The following is a 12,375-nucleotide window of genomic DNA, read 5'->3' as shown; positions in this document are numbered from 1 at the left end:
GCTGTGGAGGCGTGTCATTCAGCGATCCACGAGGGAATCAGAACACTTCAAAAATGCCCGCCGCACCCATGCCACCGCCGATACACATGGTCACGCACACCCGCTTCGCTCCGCGACGCTTGCCTTCGATCAACGCATGACCCGTCAGGCGTTGGCCCGACACGCCGTAGGGGTGACCCACCGCAATGGCGCCGCCGTTGACGTTCAACCGGTCGCCCGGGATGCCCAGCTTGTCGCGGCAGTAGATCACCTGCACAGCAAAAGCTTCGTTGAGTTCCCACAGGTCGATGTCGCTGACCTTCAGGCCCAGGCGCGCGAGCACCTTGGGAATGGCGAACACCGGGCCGATGCCCATTTCATCGGGTTCGCAGCCAGCCACCGCGAAGCCGAGGAAACGGCCCAGAGGCTTGAGGCCGCGCCTTTCGGCCAGGGCTTCGTCCATGAGCACGCAGGCACCTGCGCCATCTGAGAACTGGCTGGCGTTGCCGGCGGTGACCAGGCCACCGGGCAAGGCCGAGCGCAGACCCGATATGCCCTCTTTAGTGGTGCCGGCACGAATGCCTTCATCGTTCTCGACCGTGACCTGCTTGGTCATCAGGCCCATGACCTTGTCGGCCACACCGGCGGTCACGGTGATCGGGGCGATCTCGTCCTTGAACAGGCCGGCTTCCAGTGCGGCCGTGGCGCGCTGCTGGCTGGCGGCACCGTACTCGTCCATGGCTTCGCGGCTGATGTTGTAGCGCTTGGCCACCTGTTCGGCGGTCTGCAGCATGTTCCAGTAGATCTCGGGCTTCTGCTTTTCCAGCGCCAGGTCTTTGAGCATGTGCTGGTTCATTTCCTGCTGCACGCAGGAGATGCTTTCCACACCGCCCGCCACATACACCTGGCCTTCGCCAGCGATGATGCGCTGGGCGGCCAGGGCAATGGTCTGCAGGCCAGACGAGCAGAAGCGGTTGACGGTCATGCCGGAGACGGTGATGGGAAGGCCGGCCTTGAGCGCGATCTGGCGCGCGATATTGGCACCGGTGGCACCTTCGGGGTTGGCGCAGCCCATGATCACGTCTTCAACTTCAGCGGCGTCGATGCCGGCACGTTGAACGGCATGCTGCACCGCGTGGCCGCCGAGGGTGGCGCCATGGGTCATGTTGAAGGCGCCCTTCCAGCTTTTGGTCAGGGGCGTGCGGGCGGTGGAGACGATGACGGCGTTGGTCATGATGGGTTCCTCGTGTTCGGTGTTCGTGCGGTCATCAAAACGTTTTGCCTTCGGCGGCAAGGCGCGTGAGAAGCGGCGCGGGTTCCCAGAACTTGGCGTCGTCCAGCGGGTTCTTCTGGAAGCGCTTCATGGCCTGCACCACGTTGAACAGACCCACTTCGTTGGCGTAGTTCAGCGGGCCACCACGGTAGACCGGGAAGCCGTAGCCGAAGATGTAGACCACGTCGATGTCGCTGGCCTTGTTGGCAATGCCCTCTTCCAGGATGTGGGCGGCTTCATTCACCAGGCTGAACACCAGGCGCTGAACAATCTCTTCGTCGGAAATCTTGCGCGGCGTGATGCCCAGGGCCTTGCGGTGGTCGGCGATCATCTGCTCGACCTCGGCGTTCGGAATGGCGTCGCGCTTGCCTTCGACGTAGTCGTACCAGCCCTTGCCCACCTTCTGGCCAAAGCGGCCTTTTTCGCACAGCAGGTCGGCGGTCTTGCTGTACTTCATGTCCGGCTTTTCTTCGTAGCGGCGCTTGCGGATCGCCCAGCCGATGTCGTTGCCGGCCAGGTCGCCCATGCGGAACGGGCCCATGGCCATGCCGAACTTCTCCATCGCCTTGTCGACTTGCTGCGGTGTGCAGCCTTCGTCCAGCAGGAAGCCGCCCTGGCGGCCGTATTGCTCGATCATGCGGTTGCCGATGAAGCCATCGCACACGCCAGAGACCACGGCGGTCTTCTTGATCTTCTTGGACACCGCCATCACCGTGGCCAGCACGTCCTTCGCAGTGGCCTCGCCGCGCACCACTTCCAGCAGCTTCATCACGTTGGCCGGGCTGAAGAAGTGCATGCCCACCACGTCTTGTGGGCGCTTGGTGAAGTTGGCGATCTTGTTGACGTCGAGCGTGGAGGTGTTGGACGCGAGGATGGCACCGGGCTTCATCACGCGGTCGAGTTCCTTGAACACCGCTTCCTTCACGCCGATCTCTTCGAACACGGCCTCGATCACCAGGTCGGCCGAGCCGATCTCGTCGTAGCTCAGCGTGGTGCTCAAGAGGCTCATGCGCTGTTCGTACTTGTCTTGCTTGAGCTTGCCCTTCTTCACCTGGGCTTCGTAGTTCTTGCGAATGACGCCGATGCCGCGGTCCAGCGCGTCCTGCTTCATTTCCAGCATCTTCACCGGGATGCCGGCGTTGAGGAAGTTCATGGAAATGCCACCGCCCATGGTGCCGGCCCCGATCACCGCCACCGATTCGATGGCTCGCTTGGGCGTGTCTTCCGGCACATCAGGGATCTTGCTCGCGGCGCGCTCGGCGGTGAACAAATGGCGCAGCGACTTGCACTCGGGCGTCCACATCAGGTTGATGAAGATCTCGCGCTCGAAAGCCATGCCGTCGGCAAACTTCTTCTTGGTGGCGGCTTCCACCGCGTCCACACACTTGGCGGGCGCTGGGAAATTCTTGGCCATGCCTTTGACCATGTTGCGCGCGAACTGGAAGTAGGCGTCGCCGTCCTTGTGTTTGCAAGGCAGGTTGCGCACCAGCGGGAAGGCCGAACCATCGGCGTGCTTGGCGGCCATCTCGCGGGCAAAGGCCGCGGCCTCTTCGGCCAGCGATTCGGCGGATGCCGACAGCTTGTCGAACAGCTTCTGACCGGGCAACTGCGCCAACATTTCGCTCTTGACCGGTTCGCCGCTGATGATCATGTTCAACGCGGCTTCCACACCCAGCACGCGCGGCAGGCGCTGCGTGCCACCGGCACCCGGAATCAGACCCAGCTTCACTTCCGGCAGCGCGACGTTGCAACCCGGCGCCGCAATGCGGTAGTGCGCACCCAGCGCCAGCTCCAGACCACCGCCCATGCACACGCTGTGCACGGCTGCGATCACCGGCTTGCTGGTGTTCTCCACCCGGGTGATCACGCTCAGCAGGTTGGGCTCCTGGATCGCCTTGGGCGAGCCGAATTCGCGAATGTCGGCACCGCCCGAAAAGGCCTTGCCCGCACCGGTCAGCACAATGGCCTTGACCGCGGGGTCGTTCTCGGCCTTCTCGAGGCCTTCCACGATGGCCTGACGGGTAGACAAGCCCAGACCGTTGACCGGCGGGTTGTTCAGTGCAATGACGGCCACATCGCCGTGGACCTGGTACTCAGCGGTCATGGAATCTCCTCTGGTTGGATCGGGTGGGAAATCGCGTTCAGAAAAACGAACGATCGTGCGATTTTAGGGAATTGTTGCGTTGCGACAAGTGCGAGATGTCGCGAGAGAGTCATTGAACCAAAGAACAGTCGACAAGGCCATCACACGGCCAACCAACATGCAACCGAAAGAAATTCCAGAGCAACAGAGTTGGCGCGTCCGGCGCGAAATGCCTTGTCCAGGGCCAGCGCGGAACCGGCTTCGCCGGGCCGCTGCTGGCGCCCCCTGGGGGGTGACGCCGAAGGCGGCGCGGGGGGTCTAGACCTCCAGCCACTCCTTCCGCGTATAAGGATCCGCCCGCAAACTCTCCGGCGTGCCCTGGAACACGATGCTGCCATGGCCCATCACCAGTGCGCGATCGGAAATGCTCATGGCGATGGTGAGCTTCTGTTCGATCAGCAGCACCGATATTCCGCGTGCCTTGAGTTTCTGCAGGTATTCGGCCACCAGCTCCACGATCTTGGGTGCCAGGCCTTCGGTTGGCTCGTCGATGATGATCAGGTCCGGGTCGCCCATGAGCGTTCGGCACAGGGTGAGCATCTGCTGCTCGCCCCCTGAGAGCACACCGGCTTCCGTGTGCTGGCGCTCTTTCAGACGCGGGAACATGGTGTACATGTCGTCGAACGCCCAGCGCGAGTCCTTGCCACTGCCCTTTTGCCCCAGCAACAGGTTCTGGTACACGGTGAGCTTGGGGAAGATGTCGCGATTCTCGGGCACGTAGCCGATGCCCAGATGGGCGATCTCAAAGGGCTTTTTCCCCAGAATGGCCTTGCCCTGCCATTCGATGGAGCCCGTGGCTTCCACCAGGCCCATGATGGCCTTGGCGGTGGTGGAGCGGCCCGAGCCGTTGCGGCCCAGCAGGGCGACGATCTCGCCCTTGCCGACCTCGAATCCCACGCCGTGCAGCACGTGGCTCTTGCCGTAATAGGCGTGGAGGTTGTCGATCTTCAACATGGTGTGTGCTCCCTCAATGCCCTGCGGCTTGTTGGTCCGCCAGCACGGAGCCCAGGTAAGCCTCCTGGACCTTCGGATTGGCTCGAACCGCTTCGGGTGTGTCGAAAGCCAGCACTTCGCCGTACACCACCACGGCGATCTTGTCGGCCAGGCCGAACACCACGCCCATGTCGTGCTCCACCGTGAGCAGGGTCTTGCCCACGGTCACTTCACGGATCAGCTCGATGAAGCGCCCGGTCTCACTCTTGCTCATGCCAGCGGTGGGCTCGTCCAGCAGCACCACACCGGCGCCGCCGGCAATGGTGATGCCGATCTCCAGCGCGCGCTGTTCGGCGTAGGTGAGGTTCATGGCCAGCACATCGTGCTTTTTGTCCAACCGGATCATGCGCATCAATTCTTCGGCGCGCTGGTTGGCGTCGTCCAGATCGGCCAGAAAACGGAACAGCGTGTACTTGTAGCCCAGGCTCCACAACACCCCGCAGCGCAGGTTTTCAAACACGCTGAGTTTGGGGAAGATGTTGGTGATCTGGAAGCTGCGCGAGAGCCCCATGCGGTTGATCTCGAAGGGCTTCTTGCCATTGATGCGCTGGCCGGCCAGCAGCACGTCGCCGCTGGTGGGCTCGAAACGGCCGGAGATGAGGTTGAACAGCGTGGACTTGCCCGCGCCATTGGGGCCGATGATGGCCACACGCTCGCCCGGGCTCACGGCAAGGTTCACGCCCCGGATGATTTCGGTCTTGCCAAAGCTCTTGCGCAGGTCGCGCAGCTCCAAAGCAAATCCACCTGCAGCCGTTGAAGCAGCAGAACGTTCCATGAGGGTTTCGGTCATTGCGTTTCCCGTCGCTTGATTTCTTTTTCAATGTCGGTCTGGATCTCGCCCCACTGCTTCATGAAAGCGCGGCGCGTGATCTCGAACAAGCCCAGCCCGGTGAGCGCCACGAACAGCGCGCCCACCCAGTTCGAAGGCTCCAGCGCATGCAGCGTCACGCCCAGGAACCGCACGGTGTCGCCCATGGCGGTGCTCAGCTGCAGGTGGTAGACCATTTCGATCATGGCGCCGGCACCGGCCAGCACCACCAATGCCGTCACGGTCAGGGCCAGGTAGCTCACCCAGAGTTCACGCAGGCGCCCGAAGGCCGCCACGCGCAGGTTCATCATGATCAGGCTGGCAATGCCGCCTGGCGCGTACATCACCATGAACAAAAAGATCAGGCCCAGGTAGAGCAGCCAGGCCTTGGTGATTTCCGAGAACAGCACAAACGCCAGCACCATCAGGATGCCGCCGATGATGGGGCCGAAGAAGAAAGTGGCGCCACCCAGGAAAGTGAACAGCAAATAGCCGCCCGAGCGGATCGGGCCCACGACTTCAGCGGTCACGATCTCGAACTGGATGGCCGCCAGACCACCCGAGATGCCGGCAAAGAAGCCTGCAATGATGAACGCCAGGTAGCGCACCATCTGCGTGTTGTAGCCGATGAACTCCACGCGTTCGGGGTTGTCGCGCACCGCATTGAGAATGCGGCCCAGTGGCGTGCGGGTGAAGGCGAACATCAGCGCCACGCTCACAAAGGTGTAGACCGCGATCAGGTAATACACCTGCACACCAGGACCATAGGTGATGCCCATCACCGAATCGCCCACCACGCGGTCGGCCGAGATGCCGGCTTCGCCGCCGAAGAACTCGGAGAACATGAGCGACATGGCGAACACCAGTTCGGCCATGCCCAGCGTGATCATGGCGAAGGTCGTGCCGGCCTTCTTGGTGGTCACGTAACCAAACAGCAGAGCAAAGAACAGCCCGGCGGCACCACCCACCAGCGGGATCAGGCTCACAGGGATCGACATGGCGCCTTCCGACACCTTGAGCAGCGCATGGATGGCCATGTACGAGCCCAGGCCGGTGTAGACCGCATGGCCGAAGCTGAGCATCCCGCCCTGCCCCAGCAGCATGTTGTACGACAGACAGGCGATGATCGCGATGCCCATCTGCGCCAGCATGGTGATGGACAGGTTGCTGGTGAACACCTGGGGTGCGAATAGCAACACCACGGCAAACAGGCCCCAGGTGATCCAGCGGCCGACGTTGTAGGGCTTGAAGCTGTAGTGAGCGGGAGCGGCAGAGGATGAGGAAGAAAGCATGGCAATCTCAGTGTTTGGTTATGCCGGAGCGCAAGGTCTCACGCATGAGAAGGTGCAGTCCAGTGGCACCGAGGATCCGGCTCCGCCGGTCCCAGGTGCCGTCCCCCTCCAAGCCGAAGGCGCAAGAGAGGGGGAAGACGCGAAGCGGCGCAGGGGGTGAACGCTCTGCATGCGCAGGGGGTGCATCATGTATCTCGCGTACCGAGCAGACCGCGTGGACGGAAGATCAGCACCAGCACCAGGAACAGATAGGGCAGGATCGGCGCGATTTGAGAGATCGTCAGCCTGAGCAGGGAGTTGTCGCTCCAGGCGTCAGACAGCTGCAGTCCGACGCTTTGCGCCAGACCCATCAGCGAATGGTCCAGCGCCACCGCAAACGTCTGGATCACGCCGATGAGCACCGATGCCAGAAAGGCACCCGACAGTGAGCCCAGGCCACCGACCACCACCACCACGAAGATCAGCGACCCCAGCGTGCCGGCCATGGCGGGCTCGGTCACAAAGGTGCTGCCACCGATCACACCGGCCAGACCGGCCAGGCCCGTGCCAGCGCCGAATACCAACATGAACACACGGGGCACGTTGTGGCCCAGGCTTTCCACGGTTTCCGGATGGGTGAGAGCGGCCTGGATCACCAGACCGATGCGGGTTCGCGTGAGCAGCAGCCACACGCTGGCCAGCATCACCACAGCCACCAGCATCATGAAGGCGCGCGTGGCGGGGAATGGCGAGCACATGGTCTGCGCAACGGCGCCACACAGTTCGGCTGGCGCACGACCCATCACCAGACTCAGGCCATCGGTCGCGTGGTTCATCAGCGTGAAGGCAGGGCCTTGCAAAAGCTCGGGCGGCCGGAATTCGACCGAGGTGCGGCCCCAGACAAGCTGTACCAGTTCCAGAATGATGTAGGACAGCCCGAAGGTCACCAGCAGTTCCGGCACGTGCCCGTACTTGTGTACCTTGCGAAGGCTCAGCTTCTCAAACAGGGCGCCCAGCAGACCGACGATCACGGGCGCCAGCACAAGTGCGGGCCAGAAACCCAGCGCCTGTGCGAGCGTGTAGCCGATATAGGCGCCCACCATGTAGAAGCTGGCATGCGCGAAATTGAGCACACCCATCATGCTGAAGATCAGCGTCAGGCCCGAGCTCAACATGAACAACAAGAGCCCGTAGCTCAGTCCGTTGAGCATGGAGATGATGAAGAACTCCATGAAGGTGTCTTTCGTTGGCGTGAAGGTTTGGAGAAAGGAAGCCGAAGCGGCCTCAGCATGGCCCGTTCAAGCGGTCAAAAATTCGCGCCAGACAGGCAACTTGCCGGCGCGTGCCCTCCAGTCCAGGAGCGCGGCGGAACCGGCTTTGCCGGGCCGCATCGCGCTGCCCCCTTGAGGGGGTGACGCGAAGCGGCGCGGGGGTGCTTCCTCTAACCGGGCCACTCGCGCTGCCCCCTTAAGGGGGTGACGCGAAGCGGCGCGGGGGTGGCGCTCTAGCCTGGCCGCTTCATATCGCAGCTGGTGGGCGTGCTGGCCACATAGGCGGGAAACTCCTGAACCGGTGCCAGTGTCATGCCGGTGTTCTCCGGGCTGTAGGGGTGCTTGGCATCGGTTTTCTGCCACACGGTCAGGTACAACGGCTGCTGGAGCTGGTGATCGGTCTTGCGCATCTCGACTTCACCGTTGAAGCCCTTGAACTTGAGGCCGGACAACGCCGCAGCCACCTTCACCGGATCGGTGGACTTGGCCTTGGCCATGGCGTCGCTGAGCGCGTAGTAGACGTTGGGTATCGCCGAGGTGTACATGTCGTCGTTGAAGCGCTTCTTGAACTCGGCCATCCAGCTCTTCATGGGTTCACCCATGTTGTAGTGCGAATACGCCACCTGGAACACACGGCCTTCTCCACCCGTGCCCAGCGCCGTGGGTGTGCCGGTCACGCCCGTGTAGTAGGTGTAGAACTTGCCCGTGTAGCCGCCTTCGTTGGCGGCCTTCACCAGCAGGGCCAGGTCGGAACCCCAGTTGCCAGTGATCACGGTGTCGGCGCCTGCGGCGCGGATCTTGGCGATGTAGGGGGCGAAATCGCGCACCTGTGCCAGCGGGTGCAGCTCTTCGCCCACGATCTCGATATCGGGGCGCTTGCGCTTGAGGTTCTCCTTGGCGAACTTCGCGACCTGGTGGCCATGCGAATAGTTCTGGTTGAACAGATAGACCTTCTTGACGTCGGTCTTTTCCTTCATGTAGGTGGTGAGCGCTTCCATCTTCATGGAGGTGTCGGCGTCGAAGCGGAAGTGCCAGTAGCTGCATTTGCTGTTGGTGAAATCGGGGTCAACCGCTGCGTAGTTCAGGAAAAGCACTTCCTTGCCGGGGTTGCGGCTGTTGTGGCGGTTGACCGCGTCGATCAGCGCGCCGGCCACCGACGAACCGTTGCCCTGGGCGATGTAGCGCACACCTTGGTCAATGGCGGCCTGCAGCGCGGTCAAGCTCTCGGCCGGACTGAGCTTGTTGTCGAACCCGACCACTTCGAACTTCACGCCCGCAGGGTTGTTGGCATTGAACTTTTCTGCAAAGAACTGCCAGCTGCGCAACTGGTTGTTACCCACCGGACCCATCAGGCCGGTCTGCGGGTCGATCCAGGCAATCTTGACGGACTCGCCCTTCTGGGCGTGAACCGCAAATACGCAGGTCAACAGGGCGGCGCCGGTGAGGGCTTTCAACGCAAATTTCATCAGTTGTCTCCTGTGGTTGGGGTGGTTGACGTCTAGCTTACAAGCGTGATGCACTGCAGCACTCAGGGATTGCCCCTAGCGCCTATCGCACAGGCGACTGTGTTGGACACCCGGCCCGACAGAAGGCAGGACTGGCGGACGCAGAGGCTTTCGGCGCGGCCACGGGGTTGTGTCATGCATCGATCGGTGCTCAAGGTCGTTGCATGTGGCAGCGGCTGCTGCCGGTGATCTCGGAACCGGGCAAAAACTGCACCGGCACGAAGGTATGGTCGGTCCCTTCGGCCCCTTGCGGAAACGCGGCGTCGACCTTCTGCCAGCGCGAGATGTACACCCCTTTCTGCAGCTGGTGATCGTCGGCCCGCATCTGCACGGGACCATTGAATCCCTGAAAAATCATGCCGCTCAGGCGCGCGGCCACGCGGGCGGCGTCGGTGCTGCCAATGCGCTGCATGGCCTGGCCCAGCATCTCCAGACCGTCGTAGCTCGCCAGCACCACCAGGTCCTCGCCATAGCGCTTTCGAAAGGCGCTGGCGAATTCATCCATGGGCGCTTCCTGGTTGGTGTGGCTGTAGGCAATCTGGTAAACCGACATGGTGGATGGCGCGCGGGCCAGCGCAGTCGGTGTGCCCTTGAGGTTGGGGTAGTAGGCGAACAACGGCAGGTTCACGCCCTCCTCTTGCATCGCCTGCACAAGGCGGCGCATGTCCACGCCCCAGTTGCCGGTGATCACCGCCTGCGCGCCCGATTCCTTGATGCGCTGCACATAAGGCCTGAAATCTTCCACCTGAAAAGGTGCATGCAGCACATCATCCACCACCGTCACATCGGCTTGCTGGCGTGCAATCTCCTGGCGGAAGTACAGCGCGACCTGCTGCCCGTGTGCGTAGTTCTGGTTCAGCAGGTAGACCTTTTTAAGGTCGGGCTGCTGCTTCAGGAAACGGGTCAACGCCCGCATCTTCATGGATGTGTCGGCATCGATGCGGAAATGCCAGAAGCTGCATTTTTCGTTGGTCAGTGCCGGGTCCATGGCCGCGTAGTTGATGAACACGACCGCCTTGTCGGGCTGCTGGGCGTTGTGGCGCGTCACCGCATCGCTCAGCGCCGCTGCAGCGCCCGAGCTGTTGCCTTGAACGATGTAGCGAAAGCCCTGGTCGATCACCACCTTGAGCACGTTGAGGCTTTCTTGTGGCGAGCCCTTGTTGTCGAAACCAGCGACCAGAAAACGCACCCCTGCCGCATTGCCCGCTCCGCTCTTGCGCTCCGCCATGAACTGCCAACTGCGCAGCCCGTTGCGACCAACATCCGCCAGGGGCCCGGAGAGCGGATCAATGAAGGCAATGCGCACTGTCTTTCCAGCCAGCGGACCATCGGCCATCACCGGCGCCGCGCCGCCCTGCAGGGCCAGCCCGATGCACAAAACTTTCAGCCCATGGCGCCTGCCCACCAGCCACCGACGGCGCAGGCGCACGGTCATTTCCTGGGTTCGTTGATTCATGCTGTCGGGAGCACGTAGTCCTTGAGCTGCTGCCGCAAATGCATCTTCTGCATCTTGCCGGTGGCACCCAGGGGAATCGCGTCAACGAACACCACGTCGTCCGGAATCTGCCATTTGGCAATCTTGCCTTCGTAGAAGGCCAGGAGCTCTTCGCGCGTGACTTCTGCGCCCGGTTTCTTCACCACCACCACAATGGGGCGTTCGTCCCACTTCGGGTGCTTCATGCCCACGCAGGCCGCCATGGCCACCGCCGGGTGCGCCATGGCGATGTTTTCCACGTCGATGGAGCTGATCCATTCGCCGCCGGACTTGATCACGTCCTTGCTGCGGTCGGTGATCTGCATGAAGCCGTCGGCGTCGATGGTGGCCACGTCGCCGGTGGGGAACCAGCCCTTGCCCTGTTCGTCGTAGCGCAACGGGTCGCCGCCTTCGCCCTTGAAGTAGCTGGCAATGATCCAGGGGCCGCGCACCAGCAGGTCACCATAGCTCTTGCCATCCCAGGGCAGTTCCTTGCCTGACTCGTCGACGATCTTCATGTCGACGCCGTACACCGCACGGCCCTGCTTGAGCAGCACCTTGGTCTGCTCTTCGGGCGACAGGGCGAGCTGCGGATTCTTCAAGGTACACACCGTGCCCAGGGGCGACATCTCGGTCATGCCCCAGGCGTGCAGCACGGTCACGCCGTAGGTCTCGTTGAAGGCGTGGATCATGGCCGGCGGGCAGGCCGAGCCACCGATCACCGTGCGCTTGAGCGTGCTGAACCTGAGCTTGTTCTGCTGCAGGTGGCCCAGCAGCATCTGCCACACGGTGGGCACGCCTGCCGCCATGGTCACCTTTTCGCTTTCCAGCAACTCGTAGATCGACTTGCCGTCCATCGCCGGGCCAGGAAACACCAGCTTGCAGCCCGTGGCCGCCGCCGAATAAGGCAGGCCCCAGGCATTCACATGGAACATGGGCACCACCGGCAGCACACTGTCACGCGCGCTCAGGTTGAGCGAATCGGGCAGAGCAGCGCTGAACGCGTGCAGGATGGTGGAGCGGTGCGAGTACAGCGCGGCCTTGGGGTTGCCCGTGGTGCCGCTGGTGTAGCACATGCTGGAAGCGCTGTTCTCGTCGAACTCGGGCCAGGGGTAGTCGGTGGGGCAGTCGCCCATCCAGGTCTCGTAGCTTTGCAGACCAGGTATGCCACTGTCGGCCGGCAGCTTGTCGGCGTCACACAGCGCAATCCAGTGTTTCACGGTGGGGCATTTGGCGGCCACCGCTTGCACCAGGGGCAGAAAGGTCATGTCAAAGCAGACCGCGCTGTCTTCGGCATGGTTCACGATCCAGGCCAGCTGTTCAGGGTGCAGACGCGGGTTGAGCGTGTGCAGCACGCGGCCGGTGCCGCTCACGCCAAAGTACAGCTCCAGATGCCGGTAGCCGTTCCAGGCCAGCGTGGCCACCCGGTCGCCAAAGGCCAGCCCCAGGCCGTCCAGCGCATGGGCGACCTGGCGCGAGCGCAGGGCAATCTGCCCCCAGGCGGTGCGGTGGATGTCGCCCTCCACGCGTCGGGACACGATCTCGCCACTGGCATGGTGCCGCTCGGCGTGCACGATCAGCGAAGAAATAAGAAGAGGTTGGCTCTGCATCTGGCCCAGCATGGGATGTCTCCTGTTGGTAAGGTTGGAATCGGCTTC

9 protein-coding genes are annotated in these 12,375 nt (G+C 62.6%); all 9 read right to left on the bottom strand.

Annotated elements, in window-relative coordinates:
- Positions 1 to 37: 37 nt before the first annotated feature.
- The 9 genes from J2W49_RS17045 to J2W49_RS17005 all read right to left on the bottom strand — a co-directional run bounded on the left by J2W49_RS17045 (position 38) and on the right by J2W49_RS17005 (position 12,339).
- On the bottom strand, positions 38 to 1,213 hold the full coding sequence (locus tag J2W49_RS17045; RefSeq protein ID WP_310318873.1) for an acetyl-CoA C-acyltransferase: 1,176 nt from the start codon (positions 1,211 to 1,213) through the stop codon (positions 38 to 40).
- Between the two features lie 34 nt (positions 1,214 to 1,247).
- Complete coding sequence (locus J2W49_RS17040) at positions 1,248 to 3,356, bottom strand: 3-hydroxyacyl-CoA dehydrogenase NAD-binding domain-containing protein (protein ID WP_310318872.1); 2,109 nt, start codon at positions 3,354 to 3,356, stop codon at positions 1,248 to 1,250.
- Between the two features lie 297 nt (positions 3,357 to 3,653).
- Complete coding sequence (locus J2W49_RS17035; RefSeq protein WP_310318869.1) at positions 3,654 to 4,349, bottom strand: ABC transporter ATP-binding protein; 696 nt, start codon at positions 4,347 to 4,349, stop codon at positions 3,654 to 3,656.
- A 13-nt stretch (positions 4,350 to 4,362) separates the two neighbouring features.
- Positions 4,363 to 5,178, bottom strand: coding sequence for an ABC transporter ATP-binding protein (locus J2W49_RS17030; RefSeq protein ID WP_310318866.1), 816 nt, complete (start codon positions 5,176 to 5,178; stop codon positions 4,363 to 4,365).
- Entirely contained in the window at positions 5,175 to 6,488 is a 1,314-nt protein-coding gene (locus tag J2W49_RS17025) for a branched-chain amino acid ABC transporter permease (protein WP_310318863.1), read from the bottom strand. Before J2W49_RS17025 ends, J2W49_RS17030 begins: the two co-directional genes overlap by 4 nt.
- Before the next feature lie 185 nt (positions 6,489 to 6,673).
- On the bottom strand, positions 6,674 to 7,699 hold the full coding sequence (locus J2W49_RS17020; RefSeq protein WP_310318859.1) for a branched-chain amino acid ABC transporter permease: 1,026 nt from the start codon (positions 7,697 to 7,699) through the stop codon (positions 6,674 to 6,676).
- Between the two features lie 272 nt (positions 7,700 to 7,971).
- Positions 7,972 to 9,204 carry a branched-chain amino acid ABC transporter substrate-binding protein gene (locus J2W49_RS17015; protein WP_310318856.1) on the bottom strand — a complete coding sequence of 411 codons (1,233 nt, stop codon included), beginning with the start codon at positions 9,202 to 9,204 and terminating at the stop codon, positions 7,972 to 7,974.
- A 190-nt stretch (positions 9,205 to 9,394) separates the two neighbouring features.
- A complete protein-coding gene (locus J2W49_RS17010; RefSeq protein WP_310318852.1) occupies positions 9,395 to 10,699 on the bottom strand; it encodes a branched-chain amino acid ABC transporter substrate-binding protein in 1,305 nt (434 codons plus the stop codon).
- Positions 10,696 to 12,339, bottom strand: coding sequence for a 3-(methylthio)propionyl-CoA ligase (locus J2W49_RS17005; RefSeq protein WP_310318849.1), 1,644 nt, complete (start codon positions 12,337 to 12,339; stop codon positions 10,696 to 10,698). Before J2W49_RS17005 ends, J2W49_RS17010 begins: the two co-directional genes overlap by 4 nt.
- Positions 12,340 to 12,375: the final 36 nt, after the last annotated feature.

The sequence above is a fragment of the Hydrogenophaga palleronii genome, assembly GCF_031457455.1.
Lineage (GTDB): Bacteria > Pseudomonadota > Gammaproteobacteria > Burkholderiales > Burkholderiaceae_C > Hydrogenophaga > Hydrogenophaga palleronii_A.
Note: the sequence above shows the minus strand (reverse complement) of the source record. Positions and strands in the feature narration are given on the sequence as shown.